Below are 17994 nucleotides of genomic sequence, written 5' to 3'. Positions count from 1 at the left end.
GATTCTATAAATAACAGCCTTACATCTCGCTAAGTTATTTATTTTTATTAAATTTATAAAAGAGCTTAAGATTCAGCAGCAAGCAATTAGTCTGACTAGGCTAATAAGTTGCAATACATTACAATACTTGACTTAGTCATCGTCGAGCTGAGCACTTTGAACAATAATACATCGCAACTTCAGCGTGGCTTAAAAAACCGTCATATCCAGCTTATTGCCATGGGTGGAGCTATTGGTACCGGTCTGTTTTTAGGTTCTGCGCAGGTTATACAGTCTGCTGGTCCATCCATTATTTTAGGTTATGCGATCGGTGGATTAATTGCTTTTTTAATTATGCGCCAACTAGGTGAAATGATTGTACATGAGCCGGTTGCTGGCTCTTTTAGTCATTTTGCGCATAAATACTGGGGTAACTTTCCGGGCTTCTTGGCAGGCTGGAACTACTGGATTCTTTATATTTTAGTTGCAATGACAGAGCTGACTGCTGTTGCCAAATATATCAATTACTGGTGGCCGCATATTCCTGCGTGGGCTTCGGTACTCTTCTTTTTTGTAATCATTACTTTAGTTAACTTGGGTAATGTCAAGTTTTATGGTGAATCAGAATTCTGGCTATCCATTATCAAGGTGGCAGCAGTCATTTCCATGATTGTGTTTGGCCTTTATCTGATCTTTACTGCAGATGCCAGTTCTGGTGCATCTTTTAGCAATCTGTGGAGTCATGGCGGCTTTTTCCCGAATGGTTTTGACGGCCTGTTTTATATGCTGGCTTTCCTGATGTTTGCCTTTGGCGGGATTGAACTGATCGGAATGGCAGCTGCAGAAGCAGAAAACCCGGAAAAAACTATTCCTAAGGCTATTAACCAGGTAGTTTTCCGAATTTTACTGTTTTATGTAGGTTCACTCACCATCTTACTGTCACTGGTACCATGGAACCAGCTGGAACTCGGTGGTCTGGATAAAAGTCCATTTGTAATGATTTTTAGCCAGTTAGGTATTGGCTGGGCAGCTCATCTGCTGAATTTTATTATTCTGACTGCAGCCCTGTCAGTTTATAACAGCGGCATGTACGCCAATAGCCGTATGCTGTATGGTCTGGCTCAGCAAGGTAATGCGCCAAAAATATTCTTGAAGGTTAATAAGCAAGGTGTACCGATTCCTGCTGTGCTTTTTTCTGCACTTCTGATTTTCGGTTGCGTATTACTAAACTATCTGATTCCAGAAGATGCATTAGGTCATCTGATGTATGTGGTAGTAGGAGCTTTAGTACTGAACTGGGCCATGATTACGTTAACCCACTTAAAGTTTAAAGACTATATTCAGAAAAATGGAATTTTATCCAAATTTCCGGCACTGTTTTCACCTCTGAGCAACTATATCGTTTTAGTATTTATTGCTGTTGTACTCTACATTATGTGGACACAAGGCTTTAAAGAGTCTGTGCTGATGCTACCAATCTGGGTGGTTCTGATGCTAGTGCTTTATAAAATACTTAAACCTCGTGTGTAAAGTCCATAAAATTCTATTTTGAAAAAGTTATTGTTGAGACAGTAACTTTTTCATTTATAATAAGTCTTCTTTGTGCCTTTAGCTTAACTGGATAGAGCAGTTGCCTCCTAAGCGACCGACGTGGGTTCGAGTCCCGCAGGGCACACATCCTTTTAAATCAGTATACATCTCTTTAATGATTGCAAAGTCTTTTGCATATTTTGTCTCTCCTCTTCCCTGATTTAAGTATCATTTAAGTTTCAGCTTTTACATTAAAATTCCATACAAGCTGAAAGTATCAATGCCTTTATGATATTCAGACGACTCCAGAACAAGTTTCCGCCTATTTCACTTAATATCTTCAATTTAATCCTGTCTATATGGTTTGGCGTTGCCCTGAATCTTTCTTTTTATATGAAGATGATGCAGCTCACACCTTACCAGGGAATCAAGGCATGGTTATTTTTAATGGCAACAGTCATTGTAGTGGTGAGTATCTACAACCTGATTTTTCAGTTGCTGCAGTGGAAATGGAACATTCGATTCTTTGCTGTCATCTTCATTCTTTTAGGCGGTTTTTCAGCTTATTTTGTTAACAGTCTGGGCATAGGTATATCAGCTGACCAAATTCAGAATGCATTACAGACCGATCAGCACGAAGTATTGGATCTGCTCTCCTGGCAATTTGTTTTGTGGAGTCTTGGCTTTGTCTTGCTGCCTTTATCATTGCTAGGCTTAGTCAAAATAAAAACTGAAGCTTTATCTAAAGTTTTTATTTCTAAAATGTTCGGTGCGCTTACCTCATTGGTTCTGGCCGGCTTGATGCTATTTACCTTCTATATTGATTATGCAGCTATCTTTCGTGAACATCGTGATCTAAAAGGTATGATCAGCCCACAAAATGTAATCGCATCTAGCATTTCGTATTATAAAAAGAAAGCGCCAAGACAGAATTTGCCGCTTATTAAATATGGAGAAGATGCACATTTAATTTTACCGGTATCAGATTCGAAAAAACCCCAGCTTATGGTTCTGGTAGTAGGTGAAACTGCCCGTGCCGAAAGCTTTGCTTTAAACGGATATACCAGAGCGACCAATCCAGAACTATCTAAACTGGATATTATAAATTTCAGTCAGGTCAGTTCTTGTGGAACAGCCACGGCAGTTTCAGTTCCCTGCATGTTTTCCGGTATGCCGCGCCAGCAGTATGATGAACAGCTGGCATCACACCGGGAAGGCTTGCTAGATATTGCCCAGCGTGCGGGCTACAAAGTAACCTGGGTAGATAATAACTCAGGCTGTAAAGGCGTCTGCAACCGCATAGAACAATATGAATTCAATAAATCCCTTAAACAGAAGTGGTGTATAGAGGGAGAATGTCATGATGAAATCTTGCCTGAGGCACTCCAGGCTTATCTGGCCAGTATTCCAGAGACAGATAAGACACCACGCCTGATTGTTCTGCATCAGGCAGGAAGTCATGGCCCGGCTTATTTTAAGCGCTCAACAGCAGCATACCAGCCGTTCCAACCGACATGTAATACCAATGCCATTCAGGGTTGTAGTGCCGAGTCTTTAATTAACAGCTACGATAATTCAATAGTTTACACCGATCATGTGCTTGCCGAGCTTATACAAACCTTAGAAGGAAACCAACACTATCAGAGCGCGCTATGGTATTTGTCGGATCATGGTGAATCTACTGGAGAGCATGGTTTATATTTACATGGTTCGCCTTATGCCATTGCACCCAGCCAGCAAACCCATATTCCAATGTTAATGTGGTTTTCAGAGAGCTGGAAACAGCAGCACCCTGTGCAGTTCGCCTGTCTGGCCAACCAGAAACAGCAAAATCTGAGCCAGGATAATTTATTTCCTACCCTGCTCAGTCTGCTCAACATTAAGAGTGCAGTGATACAGCCACAGCATGATATGCTGCAACAATGCCATCATCTATCGGGCCTGAGGATATAAAAAATGAATAAAATCCTGATTATTGAAGATGATTTTATGATTGCCGAATCCACCATTACACTGCTGCAATATCAGCAGTTCGCAGTGCAATGGGTAAATAACGGTATTGATGGCCTAAAACTGCTTAAAACACAGGAATTTGATATTGTCCTGCTAGATCTGGGCCTCCCTCTTATGGATGGAATGCAGGTCCTCAAGCAGATCCGGCAGCAAAAACCGACTCTTCCAGTTTTAATTATTTCTGCACGCGACCAGCTACACAACCGGGTAGATGGCTTGAATCAAGGTGCAGATGATTATCTGGTTAAGCCTTATGAATTTGATGAATTACTGGCACGTATACAGGCTCTATTACGTCGCAGCACTATAACCAGCATTCAGACCGAAACCGTACAGATATTACAACATGGCGACCTGATACTTGATCTGGAACAGCATTCTGCCCTGTTTAAAAATGAACATATTGACTTGTCCAAGCGTGAATGGGCTATCCTTATTCCCTTGATGAGTTATCCCTATAAAATTTTTTCCAGAAGCAGTCTGGAAGATAAGCTCTACGATATAGATTCTGAAATCAACAGCAATACCATTGAGGTCTATATACATCATTTACGCACCAAGCTCGGCAAAGACTTTATCCGGACTATTCGCGGTTTAGGTTACCGTCTGGGTCAGGCCTAAGCTTAAACAGCGAAGTTTTTATGTCATCAAATTACTCCTTAAAAAAACGGCTCATACTCTATATTTCATTCTTTAGTATCAGTCTAGGCTGTGTACTGGTCTTTTCAGCTTATCGTATTGCGCTTGAAGAAATTAATGAAATTCTGGATGCCCAGATGCAGAATCTGGCTGAACGTATTGCCGCCCATGGTCCAGAGCAGATCCAAAGCCAGTTTGATGAACATCAGCGCTACCATGAAGAAGATTTATTTGTAGATGTATGGGCATATACTGATCAAGATCATCAAAGCCAGTCAAAGCGGCTGGTTGCACCGGTAGAAAAAGCCGGTTTTTATACACACCAGACTGCAAGTGATATCTGGCGGACTTATGTGCTCCCACTTGAGCATGACCAGATACAGGTTAGCCAGCAGCTTTCTGTCCGCCGGCATCTGGCACTAGAACTTGCGGGTAATATGTTTATTCCCTACTTGCTGTTTATGCCCTTGGTGCTCTGGGGATTAGGCTGGATCATCAGCCACAATCTTAAACCTTTAGACGAATTTAAAGAAGAAATTGCAAAGCGTGAGCCACATGAATTAGAACCGGTTCAAATATTTAAATATCCCCAAGAAATTGTACCAGTCCTTAATGAAATCAACTCTCTATTCAGCCGGATTCAGTATTCACAGCAAGAGCAGCGGCAATTTATAGCAAATGCAGCTCATGAGTTAAGAACACCGATTACTGCATTAAATTTGCAAATACAGATTCTGTTACAAGAGTTTCCTGACCATCCTGATTTAAAGAACCTCAATAGAGGTTTAATGCGTGTCCAGCATCTGGTCAGTCAATTACTTAGCCTGGCTCAACAGGATGCAAATATTTTAGAAACTGAGCATGGTGTGCAGGTCAGAGTGAGCGATATCGCTACAAATTGTGTAGAGGAGCTCATCCAGCTGGCAATACAAAAGAATATCGATCTGGGCATGGAGCAGCAGGATCCGGTGAGTATCTTGTCGGAACCCGCTATCATACACTCAATCATTTTTAATCTGATTGATAACGCCATTAAATACACGCCAGAGAATGGTGTAATTAATGTTTCCGTATATGCCAGAGAAAATGGAGCACTGATACAGATAGAAGACAGTGGACCAGGTATTGACCCTATGCTATACGAAAAGGTGCTTCAGCGTTTTTACCGTGTTTATCAGCATACAGAAATTGGGAGTGGCTTAGGTCTGTCCATTGTTCATAAGGCAACCCAACGTTTAAAGGGACGGCTTAGTTTTACACACAGCCAGACATTAGGTGGCTTACAGGTCAATATATTTTTACCAGATAATATTCTTTAAAAACCTGTAGAAAGTAGTGAGCCAGAATCTCTAGTCAGTACTTAAAATTTGAGGATAATCTGGTATATCAGAACATTTACACACCAGCAGATCCACAATGTCCATAGATTATGACTTAAAAAATGGGCACCACGCATCATCTGTGCCCAGCCCATTGCAAAACCAAGTATTAAGCCAGCCACAAGAAAGAAACAGGCCTTTTTTATATTAGATAAGCGGTAAACAAAATAACCTGTTAATAAAGCAAAACCTGTTGAAGCATGGCCGCCTGGAAAGCAATGCCCATTTTTTGCTGAAAAATCCCAAGTAAACCCTGAAATAGAAGGGATAGTCATATTCCATGGACAAGCATATGCAGACTGCGACTTGATGAGACCAACGATACTGGTACATAACAGGGAGACCAGAAAAAAATAGCCCCACTTCATTTGATACATTTTAAGTTTTTGGCACTTAAATGAGCTTAACCAGCCCATAAAATAGCAGATATAAACAGCCATAATTATATCTTTTATATAGCTATGGTTGAGTTTCGCCAAATACCAGCTATCACGAAATAGGAATTCTCCCGAGTGGCTTACCCACGGTTGTATAAGAGATAAATCGATTAACCCGCCTACAGGGAAAAAAAATTTTAAGATAAAGAAATTTATAAATAATAAAATGTACTGATAAGACAAAAAATAGTTTGAGTTTTGCATCACAGAAAATTTAAATAAATATCCTCTTTATCTGAACAGATATTACTTAAAATCATCTTAAACTGCCCCACTACTTCCTACTTAAAATCTTGTTTAAAGAAAATTAACCCATTCCTCCCTACAATGAATTCACTTAAATTAATTATTTGCTTAAATTTTGCTCTTGATTTTCTTGATTATTTTTAAAAATCTGAATAGTCAAATTTTAAATTTTAATTGGAAAAAGCGATTATTACATAATAACGATAAATTAATATTTTTATATTTCAATTACTTAATTTATTATTCTTTTTAAATTATAGAACATTTACTCCAGTTAGCATGTTTTTTCAACATATTTTTTTTATTTTTAAGTTCAAATAGAGCATTTACTCTTGGTTTAATTGTGCTATTTTTGTCACATGGAGTTAAGTTAGATTTTATCCCGGAAGAGGATGATCTCCAAAATTAAAAATCATAGATCATGCACGTAAAACTTCCCGTATCTCAAGGAAAGACTAGAATGAAATTAAAAACTCTTAGCACAGCAATGATTTTAGCAATGCTACCTGCAACTGGGGTATTTGCAGCAGCTTTAGATCGTTCAGGTCAGTCGATCTCTGCATTCTTACAGCCAGGTAATTATTTTGAAGCGGGGATTTCTGTTCTCGACCCAGATGTATCGGGACGCGAAGCAGGTTCTTCTACTACTCGTCGTGATATTGGAGATATGGCTGGTGATTATTATTTTCCAAGTGCTGCTCTAAAGCTTCAACTTACAGATAATTTTTCCTTCGGCTTAATCTATGACCAGCCATTCGGAGCTGACGCAGAATATACTGGTAATAATATATTCGTAGCTAACCCTACTGATCCAATTTTAGGTACTTTACCGATCACAACAGCAGATGTAGGTGGGGTTACTGGTGACACTAAAGTTGAAGTAGATACACAGAATATTTCTATGATTTTTGGTTTTCAACCAAACGAAAACTTTAATATCTATGGTGGTCCTGTTTATCAGTCTGTTAAAGGTAGCGTAAGCTTACGTGGTAGAGCTTATAGCTTATATAACGGTTATGATGCAAATATGAAGGAATCTAGCGATATAGGCTGGTTAGCCGGTGCTGCTTTTCAAATTCCAGATATTGCGCTAAAAGCATCTGTTACTTACCGATCTGAAATTGAGCACGATGTTAACTCTTCTGAATCAATTACTATTGCTGATAACTTAAGCTCTCTTACTCCTGGTCAATTAGGCGGCTTACTAGGAAGCTTAGGGCCAAGTGGTGCAGCTTTAGCGCCTGTATTGCAACAAGCATTAATTGCTAATGCACAAGAAGGCAAAACTAAGATTACCACGCCACAGTCTGTAAACCTTGATTTCCAAAGCGGTATTATGGCAAATACAGTAGCCTTTGCTAATGTGCGCTGGGTCAACTGGAAAGACTTCTCAATTCGTCCATATAAGTTTGGTCAAGTATCAGAAGTTGTAGGAAAATTACCTCAAGTTAATCGGCCAAATGGTTTCAATCTGGTTGAATATTCAGATGATCAATGGTCTGCCACTGTCGGTGTTGGCCGCAAGTTAAGTGACCAGTGGGCAGGTAATGTATCTGTAGGCTGGGATTCAGGTGCAGGTAACCCCGTCTCTACCCTTGGTCCAACTGAAGGATACTGGAATGTTGGTCTCGGTTTACAATTCTCACCTGCTCCTAACTATTTCATTGCAGGTGGTGTGAAATACTTTATGTTAGGAGATGCAAAAGCGCAGACTGGTGCTCAGGCCGGTAGCGATGTTTACGTTGCCGAATTTGAAGATAATGATGCTTGGGCTTATGGTCTAAAGATCGGTTATCGTTTCTAAGTTAAATTATTTTAGAAAGGCTATCGCTTGCGGTAGCCTTTCTATTACTGCTCTACTATACAAATTTCAAGTGTTGCTAATTTAGCCAAAAAAATTCGGTTTTACTTGGTATATTTTTAAAACATTTACTCTAATTTTTTATTTATAAATCATTTATATACATCAGTATTCTTAGTCTTTTTACTCTAATCAAGTATATTTCTTGCATTCATCAGTTCATTTTTTAGACCGAGCTGAGCATTTACTCTTTTTTGTTTTGTGTTACTTTCCTTCAACTTTTTTGTTACAGATGGCATCAGGGAAAGACCATGAAGCTCAATAAAATTTATTCCGCTATTCTTCTTAGCTCACTCCCTCTCACTGCGGTTAATGCGGGTGGTTTAGACCGTTCAGGTCAATCTATTCAGGCATTTTTACAGCCTGGAAACTATTTTGAGGCAGGTATTTCTATCCTTGATCCTGATGTTTCAGGTACTGACGCAAATGGGAATGTTGCTGGTGATATGGCTGGTGACTACTATTTCCCATCAGCGGCTTTGAAAATTCAGGCTACTGATAAAATTTCACTTGGTCTGATCTATGATCAGCCATTTGGTGCTGATGCCGAGTACAAAGGAAATAATAACTTTGTTGAAAACCGTATGGTTCCATTTAAAGGTGGTACTACCGTTGAAGTAGATACTCAAAACCTGAATTTTCTGATTGGCTATCAGCCTACTCAAAACTGGAATTTGTATGCAGGTGCTGTTTATCAGACAGTTGATGGTACGGTGAAATTACGCGGTAATGCTTATAGCGCCTTCAATGGATATGATTTAAAAACAGGTGAAGACGAATCGGTAGGCTGGCTGGCTGGTATTGCTTATCAAATTCCTGAGATTGCCCTAAAAGCTGCTATAACCTATCGTTCTGAAATTGAGCATGATATGAATGCTTATGAGAATTTTGGCGCGGCAGGACTCACTGGTAATCCTCGACTTGATGGTGCAATGAACCAGATTAGTGCTACTTCTGGACGTACTGAATTAACCACGCCACAGTCAGTTAATATCGATTTTCAAACGGGCATTATGGAAAATACTGTCGCATTTGCCAATGTACGATGGGTAGAATGGTCCAAGTTTGCAGTTCAACCTTATAAATTCGGCAAGTTATCGCAAGTCCTTGGTCAATCAACTCCAGCTCTTGGCAAACCAAATGGCTTTAATCTGATTGACTATAAAGATGATCAGATTTCAGCAACGGTCGGTGTAGGTCGTAAATTTAATGATCTGTGGGCAGGTAATGTATCAGTAGGTTGGGATTCTGGTGCAGGTAATCCTGTAACAACTCTAGGCCCAACTGAAGGTTACTGGAGTATAGGTACAGGCGTACGTTTTTCACCGGCTGAAAATTACTTTATTGGTGCAGGTGTAAAATACTTCTGGTTAGGTGATGCTGATGCAGTAACAGGTGCTCATACGGCGGCAGGTACTTTTGAAAGTAATCATGCTATCGCTTATGGTCTAAATATTGGTTACAAATTCTAAAAATCTCATTAGACAATTTATAGAAAAAGGGCGCTTCAAGTGCCCTTTTTTAAGCTTATTTATAAAATCTTAAGCTGGAATATCGCGCAGTGACACTGAACGGATTGCCTCTTTTAAAGCAGCGTAACCATGAATTGCCTGGAACTGCGGGAACTCAGCGATTACATTTTCTGGCGCATCAAACAGGAAACCATGGTCTGCTTCACCCAGCATGGTTGTATCATTATACGAGTCCCCTGCTGCAATTACACGAAAGTTCAGGTTGTGGAGTGCCTTTACTGCCTCACGTTTCTGGTCTGGCTGACGTAATTTATAGGCAGTGATCATGCCTTTTTCATCTGTTTCCAGCTTGTGACAAAAAATAGTAGGCCAGCCCAACTGTTGCATCAATGGATGGGCAAATTCATAGAAAGTATCAGATAAAATAATCAGCTGGAAATGGGTACGGACCCACTCTACAAATTCTTTGGCGCCGGGTAATGGACCCATATCTGCAATTACGGCCTGAATATCATTTAAGCCTAAACCATGCTGCTTTAATATATTTAAACGCTGAGTCATCAGGACATCGTAGTCAGGAATGTCTCGAGTAGTGGCTTCTAGTTCTTTAATCCCTGTTTTTTTTGCAAAGTTAATCCAGATTTCCGGGACTAATACCCCTTCAAGATCGAGACATACAATTTCCATGAATTCTCCAAGCATCATAAAAAAATCGGATTATCATAGCATTAACCCGTTATATTTTGCGCAACTGTTTATTAATCAGTTTTATTCATAAGCTTTGTAGTTAATGTGCTAAGCAGCTTATTTCATTTCCCTTAAAATGTATTGCACTTTAGTGAATATATATTTTTACAGCGTCCAAGCCTTTGAGCCAGGAGCCTTCATGACCGCTATCCCAACCATTGATATAGTGGATGCCTTGGCATCTGAATATGCTGACAAATCTCCAAGCGAGATTCTGGAACTTGCCTTGAGTCAGGAAGGTGAAATTGCTATTTCATTTTCAGGGGCTGAAGATGTAGTTCTGATTGATATGGCCTCCCGCTTGGGAAAATCATTTCGGGTATTCAGTCTGGATACTGGCCGGCTGCATTCAGAAACCTATCAGTTTATTGAAAAAGTCCGCAATCATTACAACATTGAAATTGAAATTTGTTTTCCTGAAGCAGAACCCTTACTCGATATGGTAAATCGTAAAGGCCTGTTTAGCTTCTATGTTGATGGCCATCAGGAATGCTGTGGTATTCGTAAAGTTCAGCCATTACGCAAGAAACTAGCGACTTTAGATGGCTGGATTACCGGTCAGCGTCGTGACCAGAGTCCAGGAACCCGTACTGAAATACCAGTAGTTCAGGCAGACACAGGTTTTTCTGGGCAGGGTAAACAATTAATCAAGTATAACCCGCTGGCCAACTGGTCAAGCAGTGATGTCTGGAGTTATATCCGTTTAATGGAAATTCCATATAATGCCCTGCATGAACGTGGTTTTATCTCAATCGGCTGTGAACCTTGTACTAAAGCTGTTTTACCAAATCAGCATGAACGTGAAGGGCGCTGGTGGTGGGAAGAAGCCACCCATAAAGAATGTGGTCTGCATGCTGGTAATTTAAAGAAGTAATATCAGTCAAAAAACCGCTCATACCTAACTGAGAGTCTTAACAGTTGATTGGGCGGTTTTTTATTTAACTGATGAATTCACATAAATTTATGCTGCGTCTGGACTGAAAGATTATATACTGTAACGCGTGTTCTATAATTCTAACAATGAGCAGCTCAATAAGAGCTGACAGATCCATTGCAGTGAGGCAATCAACGCTATGCGTCCATTACACCCAATTGATTTCATTTTTTTATCATTAGAAAAACGTCAACAGCCCATGCATGTAGGCGGTCTATTCCTGTTTGAAATTCCTGAACATGCACCCGCGACTTTTATACAAGATCTGGTACAGGATATTCGTAACTCAAAATCAATTCCGATACCACCCTTTAATAACCGGCTAAGTGGCCTGTTTTGGGATGAAGATGAAGAGTTTGATCTGGATCATCACTTCCGCCATATTTCACTGCCTCATCCAGGACGTATTCGCGAACTATTAGCTTATATTTCTCAAGAACATAGTACACTTATTGATCGCGCAAAACCGCTCTGGACCTGTAATATTATTGAAGGTATTGAAGGCAACCGATTTGCTATGTACTTCAAAATTCATCATGCCATGGTTGATGGAATTGCAGGAATGCGACTGGTTGAAAAATCACTATCTAAAGACCAGCAGGCTAAAAGTATTGTACCGCCATGGTGTGTAGAAGGCCCACGAGCCAAACGCCTTAAAGAAGCTAAAAAAGGAAGTACAAAGAAAATTCTTGGATTACTTAAAGACCAGTTTGAAGCTGTACCTAAAGTAATGTATGAACTGTCACAGACAGTGATGAAAGATATGGGCCGTAATCCGCACTATGTTTCTAGCTTTCAGGCACCGAAAAGTATACTCAATCAGCGGGTCAGTGCTTCACGACGTTTTGCAGCACAATCTTTTGAGTTGAACCGTTTGCGTAGTATCGCAAGTGCATTGGATGTAACTATTAATGATGTAATTCTGGCAGTGTGTTCGGGTGCTTTACGTGAATATCTTCTTAGCCAGAACAGTTTACCGGCCAAGCCATTAATTGCCATGGTTCCAGCTTCTATCCGGGATGATGACTCAGATGTGAGCAACCGGATCACCATGATTCTGGCCAATCTGGGTACACATCAGGCAGATCCACTGAAACGGCTGGAAACTATTCGCCGGAGTGTACTAAATGCTAAACAGCGCTTTAAACGGATGACATCAGGTCAGATTCTGAATTACAGCGCATTGGTATACTCTGCCGCAGGACTTAATATACTTTCAGGAATGATGCCTAAACGTCAGGCCTTTAACTTGGTAATTTCTAATGTGCCGGGTCCACGTGAACCCTTGTACTGGAATGGTGCAAAGTTGGATGCACTTTTTCCTGCTTCGATTGTACTGGATGGACAAGCTTTAAATATTACCATGACCAGTTATCTGGACAAACTCGAGGTCGGCTTAATCGCCTGTCGCAATGCATTACCCAAAATGCAGAATCTGCTTACCCATTTGGAAGATGAAATACAACGTTTTGAATCACTGATTGAAGCTGAAACGTTTGAGAAGAATCTGACTGTAACAGGTTAAAGGACAGTAGAAAATTGAGGGGCAGAATTAAGCCCCTTATTTTTTAATAGTACGGCACTGTTTTAAAAGCTGGTGACAAACCGAGCGGATCATCGCAGTAGTAATCTGGATTTCTCGACCATCATCATCAAGCATATAGCATGTATTGACTTTTTTTGAATCAAGTACGTGTTGAAAACCTTTATGAATAATTCTTTCACTAACATTCATGTCATTTACCTCATTTGCTAAGACTACATAGGGGAGAAAAGTCTTTGGCTACCCAATGCATCTAGTATTGAAAATTCATGCATGAAAGTAAAATTTCAGTTGTAACAAGGATTAAGCGAAATTCTGTTACAACTTTAGCTTAAGATGATGTCATATTGCTCTTGCGTATACAGATTTTCGACCTGGAACTTAATTACCCGATTTACAAAATGCTCTAAATCAGCCACTGCTGGTGCTTCTGCTGTTAATAGACGGTCTATGACCGCAGGATGGGCAACTACTGTAAAGCCACTTTGTGATTCAAATGCCCGAGCATAGCGCATAATTTCTCGAAATATCTCGTAACATACTGTTTCTGCTGTCTTCACATATCCCCGTCCCTGACAGGTTGGGCAAGCTTCACATAATAGATGTTCTAAAGACTCCCGAGTTCGTTTCCGGGTCATTTCTACCAGTCCCAATTCGGAAACTTGTGTAATTTTAGTTTTGGCATGATCCCGTTCCAGCATTTTTTCAAACTGGTGCATGACTTCATTGCGGTGGTTCGCTTCCTGCATGTCAATAAAATCAATAATAATGATGCCGCCCAAGTTGCGTAGTCGTAACTGCCGGACAATCACTTGAGTGGCTTCCATATTGGTTTTAAAGACCGTATCTTCAAGTGAACGGCCGCCCACATAGGAACCTGTATTAACATCAATAGTAGTCATGGCTTCAGTCTGATCAATCATCAGATAGCCACCTGATTTTAAGGCCACTCGTGTCTGCAAGGCTTTTTGCAGGTCTTCTTCGACATTATACAAGTCGAAAAGTGGGCGCTCACCTGGGTAGTGAATCAGACGATCTTGCATACCCGGTACGAACTCTTCAATAAATTCGCTCAGTTTGGTATAGATTTCCCGCGAATCAATATAGATTTTGGCAGTTTCTTCATTGGCCAGATCACGGATAACACGCTGAGGCAAAGGTAATTCTTCAAAAATCAGAGATGGGACAGTGGTAGCACGCTGTTTGCGCTGAATATATTCCCAAAGCTTGGCAAGGTAGGCCATATCTTGGGCAATATCTGCTTCATCGACGCCATCAGCTGCCGTACGCACAATTACACTACCTGGTAAATCGTGCTGTTGCTGAATTTTCTCAATCAGTGAACGCAGCCGGTCACGCTCTTCTTCTGATTCGATTCGCTGTGAAACCCCAATGTGATTTCCAAATGGCATCAGTACCAGATAGCGGGAAGGAATTGAAAGGTCAGTAGACAGCCGCGCGCCTTTAGTACCCAGCATATCTTTCATAACCTGCACCGTCAAAATCTGGCCGGGCTGTAATAATTCAAATACATTGGGAGTAGACTGGTTGCGGGGCCAGATCATGTCATTGATATGTAAAAAAGCTGTACGTGAAAGGCCAATATCGACAAAAGCAGCCTGCATGCCAGGCAATACACGGACTACCTTGCCTTTATAGATATTTCCCACCAGACCACGCTTGACAGTCCGTTCAACAAACAGTTCATTGACCGTACCATTTTCAACTAATGCGACCCGACATTCCATAGGGGTGACATTAATGAGTAGCTCATCAGACATACTAAAACTCAAAACATTATAAAAATTCTTTCCAGCGGTTAATTTAGTGCCTTAACTGCTTTTAATAACTGTATTGTCTCATGTAACGGCAACCCGACTACATTGGTGTAGCTGCCAAAAATCCGGGGAATATATTGCGCTGCAATGCCCTGTATGGCATATGCACCCGCTTTGCCTTCTGGCTCTCCGGTCGCCCAATAACGCTCCATGTCGTTTGGACTGAGTGTTTGAAATTCAACCTGGGTATGTACCACTATACTCGAAATCTGCCGGGATGTGGCAATACAGACCCCTGAAAAAACATCATGGTGTCTGCCAGATAATTTTGACCAGATTTCAAAGGCATGCTGCTTCGATTCAGGTTTACCAATAATGGTACCATCCAGCCCGAGACTGGTATCGGCAGCAATAATCACAGATTCAGGATATTGTGCAAGTACTGCCTGTGCTTTTTGACGAGCCAGACGCTCTACGTACTCACCGACACTTTCACCTGCTCTTGTGCTCTCGTCAATATCAGGACTGTGAATATCGAATTCCAGTCCTAATTGCCTGAGCAGCTCCTGTCGCCTTGGCGAACTTGAGGCCAGAATCAGATGCGCCATTTTCGCAGCAGGTAATAAAGGATGGGCCAGCACAAAATACTGCTAAGCAATGGCTGCCAGTGCCGTGCAATTGAAAAATGCAGCCCGGCCATAACCTGGGTAAACCAGGTAAATAGCAAATGGGCAAAAATTGCTAGCGTTGCCAGTACCCATAAATTACCAAAGGTTAAAATCCGGCGTTCACGAGTAAACCAGCGTACGACAAAGGTGATCAGCACAAAACTGAGTGCATTCATTCCCAGGGGCGCATCACGTAGCAAGTCTGTAAAAATGCCCACTGCAAAGGCAAACCAGACACCTGTCCAGCTTGGCTGACACAATATCCAGAACAGCATGATCATCAGCATAAATAATGGCCGCCATCCGGAAATGTCATAAGACAGTGGATAGACCATTAATACTGACCCGACTATGACTGACAGGATAATGACAATCAATGGATCTTTACGCTTTTCATAACGCAACTTAGCGATTGGCATAGGGTTGCTCCATCGCTAGAGAGTCCGAAAACAGGATCACCACATGATGTCCACCAGCCAGCTGTGCAGCTGGAATCACCTGAATCTGGGCGAACTCACCTGAATTATGGCGTCTGACTTTAGATACGGTACCCACCAGATAGCCTGCCGGAAAATGTTCACCTAACCCTGAAGTATAGATTTTGTCTCCCGGTTTGATATCTGCACTGGTCGGCACGTATTCCATTTTCAGCAGCCCGAGATCGCCTGTTCCTGCCACAATGGCACGCATACCGGTCCGTTCCAGACGTACAGATAGCGAATGTTCCTTGTCCGAGAGCAACATTACACGGCTAGAATGCGGATAGACATCAATGATCTGCCCCATTACTCCACGGTCATCCAGCACAGTCTGCCCCACCTTGAGCTGATTGCTGGCTCCCCGGTTAATAATAATGATATGTCGTAAGGGATCAGCATCAGTACCGATGACTTCTGCAATTTCCATACGACCATCAATAATAAGTGGCGTATCGAGCAGACCGCGTAAACGTGTATTCTCGGCAGAGAGCTCTGACAGTTTCTGTAGACGCACCTGAGCCTGTAACAGCTCGGCCTGCATCGCAGTATTTTCACGGCGCAGCTGGGCTTCAGATTTGGTTTGTTGACTCAGCCATTCTCTCGACAACACGGGATAGCTTGCCAGTGCATAAATAGGATTATATGCAGCGTACAGGACTTCCCTGGCAGGTTGCACCACATGCGGCATGCGCCAGTCAAAAAACAGCACAATAAGGCAGGTGATCACCGCTATGATGAATGAGCGAAAAGATGGCGGTTGTCTTGAAAAAAGATTCGGTTGCACCGCCTGGTTCCTAACTTAACCTACAAACAGCATGTCATGATTCGGGTTATCGAAGAATTCGAGTACCTTACCGCCACCGCGAGTCACACAGGTCAGTGGATCTTCTGCAACCATAACAGGCAGTCCGGTTTCCTGAGCCAGCAGTTTGTCCAGATTACGCAGCAATGCACCACCGCCTGTAAGCACAATTCCGCGCTCGGCAATATCAGAGGACAGCTCTGGTGGAGTCTGTTCGAGTGCCGATTTCACTGCACTGACAATATTGGAAAGCGGATCAGCAATCGCCTGAGTAATTTCATCAGAGGTTACAGTAATTGAACGGGGAACGCCTTCAGCCAGGTTACGGCCACGCACTTCGATTTCAAGTGTTGTACCGTCTCCGATCGCCATACCCACTTCTTTCTTGATCAGTTCGGCAGTTGTTTCACCAATCACGCAACCATGTGCTTTACGCACATAATTAATGATCTGCTCATCAAAAACATCACCGCCAATACGTAAAGAATCTGCGTACACACACCCCTGTAGGGAAATAATCGCAATTTCAGTGGTACCACCACCAACATCAACCACCATAGAACCGCATGCCTGCTCAACCGGCATACCTGCACCGATTGCAGCCGCCATCGGCTCTTCAATCAGGCGGACATCACGCGCACCTGCATTAAATACCGCTTCACGGATAGCACGACGCTCAACCAGTGTCGATTTGCATGGTACACACACCACAACACGTGGTGCAGGTGGAAACAGGCGCTTCTCATGGACTTTGCCAATGAACTGGTTCAGCATGGTCTCAGTTACTTCAAAGTCGGCAATTACGCCATCTTTCATCGGACGTATGGCAGAAATATTTGCCGGGGTACGTCCAAGCATCTGTTTCGCATCCAGGCCTACGGCGGCAACAATTTTCTGTGAACCACTGTGACGGATCGCGACAACTGTCGGTTCATTCAGAATGATGCCCCGCCCTGGTGCATAAATAAGTGTATTTGCTGTACCTAAATCAATGGCTAGATCCGGCGAAAACAAGCCAATTAGTCGTTTTAGAATCACGGGTCGTTCTCAGTTAAACTTTATGTGGACGCAAGGTGGCAACTTTAACTAAATGTAGTGCGTTGAACAAGTCAATCGCTTATTATAACGCACGATATTTTGAATTTTTTAATACTGATTAGGTGATGGTATGTCTACACCGGATGCTCAGCATTCTGCAGATTTAAATGCACAAACAGTTTCAGCAATCGCCAATCTTGCACGTCTTTCGCTCAATGATACGCAATCTGCTGAATATGCTCAAAGTCTAAATAAAATTTTAGGCATGATGGATACCTTAAAAGCAATCGATACTGAGGGTGTTGAACCGCTAAAAAGTCCATTTGATCACCCTCAGCCATTACGTCAGGATGTTGTGACTGAAACCAATCATCGTGAAGAATATCAGGCAGTTGCCCCAGCTACTGAAGCGGGCCTGTATCTGGTTCCACGTGTAATTGAATAATTAT

17 protein-coding genes and 1 tRNA gene are annotated in these 17994 nt (G+C 41.8%); 10 read left to right on the top strand and 8 right to left on the bottom strand.

Annotation, left to right across the window (positions count from 1 at the left end; translation table 11 throughout):
* Positions 1 to 156: 156 nt before the first annotated feature.
* The 5 genes from ACRAD_RS03215 to ACRAD_RS03195 all read left to right on the top strand — a co-directional run bounded on the left by ACRAD_RS03215 (position 157) and on the right by ACRAD_RS03195 (position 5480).
* Positions 157 to 1509, top strand: coding sequence for an amino acid permease (locus tag ACRAD_RS03215; RefSeq protein ID WP_005015952.1), 1353 nt, complete (start codon positions 157 to 159; stop codon positions 1507 to 1509).
* A 72-nt stretch (positions 1510 to 1581) separates the two neighbouring features.
* Positions 1582 to 1654 (top strand) — tRNA-Arg (locus ACRAD_RS03210).
* Between the two features lie 143 nt (positions 1655 to 1797).
* On the top strand, positions 1798 to 3462 hold the full coding sequence (locus ACRAD_RS03205; RefSeq protein ID WP_005015953.1) for a phosphoethanolamine transferase: 1665 nt from the start codon (positions 1798 to 1800) through the stop codon (positions 3460 to 3462).
* A 3-nt stretch (positions 3463 to 3465) separates the two neighbouring features.
* The gene (locus ACRAD_RS03200) at positions 3466 to 4143 is read left to right on the top strand and encodes a response regulator transcription factor (RefSeq protein ID WP_005024902.1); all 678 of its coding nucleotides are present in this window, start codon (positions 3466 to 3468) and stop codon (positions 4141 to 4143) included.
* A 20-nt stretch (positions 4144 to 4163) separates the two neighbouring features.
* Entirely contained in the window at positions 4164 to 5480 is a 1317-nt protein-coding gene (locus ACRAD_RS03195; protein ID WP_005024899.1) for an ATP-binding protein, read from the top strand.
* Positions 5481 to 5521: 41 nt separating this feature from the next.
* On the opposite strand, the gene ACRAD_RS03190 is transcribed toward ACRAD_RS03195, so the two are convergent.
* Positions 5522 to 6181 (bottom strand): phosphatase PAP2 family protein, encoded by a 660-nt coding sequence (locus ACRAD_RS03190; protein WP_005024898.1) that lies wholly within the window; start codon positions 6179 to 6181, stop codon positions 5522 to 5524.
* 502 nt (positions 6182 to 6683) lie between these two features.
* Between ACRAD_RS03190 and ACRAD_RS03185 the strand changes: the two genes are divergently transcribed.
* Positions 6684 to 8027: an outer membrane protein transport protein gene (locus ACRAD_RS03185; RefSeq protein WP_005024895.1), complete on the top strand. Its 1344-nt coding sequence runs from the start codon at positions 6684 to 6686 to the stop codon at positions 8025 to 8027.
* A gap of 308 nt (positions 8028 to 8335) precedes the next feature.
* Positions 8336 to 9556 carry an OmpP1/FadL family transporter gene (locus tag ACRAD_RS03180; RefSeq protein ID WP_005024893.1) on the top strand — a complete coding sequence of 407 codons (1221 nt, stop codon included), beginning with the start codon at positions 8336 to 8338 and terminating at the stop codon, positions 9554 to 9556.
* Positions 9557 to 9625: 69 nt separating this feature from the next.
* On the opposite strand, the gene thrH is transcribed toward ACRAD_RS03180, so the two are convergent.
* Positions 9626 to 10243 (bottom strand): bifunctional phosphoserine phosphatase/homoserine phosphotransferase ThrH, encoded by a 618-nt coding sequence (thrH, locus tag ACRAD_RS03175; RefSeq protein WP_005015962.1) that lies wholly within the window; start codon positions 10241 to 10243, stop codon positions 9626 to 9628.
* Between the two features lie 199 nt (positions 10244 to 10442).
* Between thrH and ACRAD_RS03170 the strand changes: the two genes are divergently transcribed.
* Entirely contained in the window at positions 10443 to 11177 is a 735-nt protein-coding gene (locus ACRAD_RS03170; RefSeq protein WP_005024891.1) for a phosphoadenylyl-sulfate reductase, read from the top strand.
* Positions 11178 to 11376: 199 nt separating this feature from the next.
* The gene (locus ACRAD_RS03165; RefSeq protein WP_005015966.1) at positions 11377 to 12762 is read left to right on the top strand and encodes a WS/DGAT/MGAT family O-acyltransferase; all 1386 of its coding nucleotides are present in this window, start codon (positions 11377 to 11379) and stop codon (positions 12760 to 12762) included.
* Positions 12763 to 12798: 36 nt separating this feature from the next.
* Here the strand turns inward: ACRAD_RS03165 and ACRAD_RS16415 are convergent, their stop codons facing one another.
* From ACRAD_RS16415 to ACRAD_RS03140, 6 genes are all read right to left on the bottom strand, one after another.
* Positions 12799 to 12972 carry a PA1571 family protein gene (locus tag ACRAD_RS16415; protein ID WP_005015969.1) on the bottom strand — a complete coding sequence of 58 codons (174 nt, stop codon included), beginning with the start codon at positions 12970 to 12972 and terminating at the stop codon, positions 12799 to 12801.
* A gap of 134 nt (positions 12973 to 13106) precedes the next feature.
* Complete coding sequence (gene rng, locus ACRAD_RS03160) at positions 13107 to 14561, bottom strand: ribonuclease G (protein WP_005015970.1); 1455 nt, start codon at positions 14559 to 14561, stop codon at positions 13107 to 13109.
* Between the two features lie 38 nt (positions 14562 to 14599).
* A complete protein-coding gene (locus ACRAD_RS03155; RefSeq protein ID WP_005024888.1) occupies positions 14600 to 15166 on the bottom strand; it encodes a Maf-like protein in 567 nt (188 codons plus the stop codon).
* A complete protein-coding gene (gene mreD, locus ACRAD_RS03150; RefSeq protein ID WP_005024886.1) occupies positions 15154 to 15645 on the bottom strand; it encodes a rod shape-determining protein MreD in 492 nt (163 codons plus the stop codon). The genes ACRAD_RS03155 and mreD overlap by 13 nt, the downstream gene beginning before the upstream one ends.
* Positions 15632 to 16489, bottom strand: a complete 858-nt coding sequence (gene mreC / locus ACRAD_RS03145; RefSeq protein ID WP_005024884.1) for a rod shape-determining protein MreC — start codon at positions 16487 to 16489, stop codon at positions 15632 to 15634. The genes mreD and mreC overlap by 14 nt, the downstream gene beginning before the upstream one ends.
* 15 nt (positions 16490 to 16504) lie before the next feature.
* A complete protein-coding gene (locus tag ACRAD_RS03140) occupies positions 16505 to 17545 on the bottom strand; it encodes a rod shape-determining protein (protein WP_005015988.1) in 1041 nt (346 codons plus the stop codon).
* A 130-nt stretch (positions 17546 to 17675) separates the two neighbouring features.
* On the opposite strand from ACRAD_RS03140, the gene gatC reads away from it, so the two are divergent.
* Positions 17676 to 17990 carry an Asp-tRNA(Asn)/Glu-tRNA(Gln) amidotransferase subunit GatC gene (gene gatC, locus ACRAD_RS03135; RefSeq protein ID WP_005015990.1) on the top strand — a complete coding sequence of 105 codons (315 nt, stop codon included), beginning with the start codon at positions 17676 to 17678 and terminating at the stop codon, positions 17988 to 17990.
* The last annotated feature ends 4 nt before the right edge of the window (positions 17991 to 17994 follow it).

This window comes from Acinetobacter radioresistens DSM 6976 = NBRC 102413 = CIP 103788, assembly GCF_006757745.1.
Taxonomy (GTDB): Bacteria; Pseudomonadota; Gammaproteobacteria; order Pseudomonadales; family Moraxellaceae; genus Acinetobacter; species Acinetobacter radioresistens.
This window is presented reverse-complemented; position numbering and strand designations above follow the sequence as displayed.

Coding starts and splice junctions, on each gene's coding strand:
- mreD (WP_005024886.1), bottom strand. CDS start 15,645: ATGCCAATCGCTAAGTTGCGTTATGAAAAGCGTAAAGATCCATTGATT.
- ACRAD_RS03200 (WP_005024902.1), top strand. CDS start 3,466: ATGAATAAAATCCTGATTATTGAAGATGATTTTATGATTGCCGAATCC.
- ACRAD_RS03205 (WP_005015953.1), top strand. CDS start 1,798: ATGATATTCAGACGACTCCAGAACAAGTTTCCGCCTATTTCACTTAAT.
- ACRAD_RS16415 (WP_005015969.1), bottom strand. CDS start 12,972: ATGAATGTTAGTGAAAGAATTATTCATAAAGGTTTTCAACACGTACTT.
- rng (WP_005015970.1), bottom strand. CDS start 14,561: ATGTCTGATGAGCTACTCATTAATGTCACCCCTATGGAATGTCGGGTC.
- ACRAD_RS03190 (WP_005024898.1), bottom strand. CDS start 6,181: ATGCAAAACTCAAACTATTTTTTGTCTTATCAGTACATTTTATTATTT.
- ACRAD_RS03170 (WP_005024891.1), top strand. CDS start 10,443: ATGACCGCTATCCCAACCATTGATATAGTGGATGCCTTGGCATCTGAA.
- ACRAD_RS03155 (WP_005024888.1), bottom strand. CDS start 15,166: ATGGCGCATCTGATTCTGGCCTCAAGTTCGCCAAGGCGACAGGAGCTG.
- ACRAD_RS03185 (WP_005024895.1), top strand. CDS start 6,684: ATGAAATTAAAAACTCTTAGCACAGCAATGATTTTAGCAATGCTACCT.
- ACRAD_RS03195 (WP_005024899.1), top strand. CDS start 4,164: ATGTCATCAAATTACTCCTTAAAAAAACGGCTCATACTCTATATTTCA.
- gatC (WP_005015990.1), top strand. CDS start 17,676: ATGTCTACACCGGATGCTCAGCATTCTGCAGATTTAAATGCACAAACA.
- thrH (WP_005015962.1), bottom strand. CDS start 10,243: ATGGAAATTGTATGTCTCGATCTTGAAGGGGTATTAGTCCCGGAAATC.
- ACRAD_RS03165 (WP_005015966.1), top strand. CDS start 11,377: ATGCGTCCATTACACCCAATTGATTTCATTTTTTTATCATTAGAAAAA.
- ACRAD_RS03180 (WP_005024893.1), top strand. CDS start 8,336: ATGAAGCTCAATAAAATTTATTCCGCTATTCTTCTTAGCTCACTCCCT.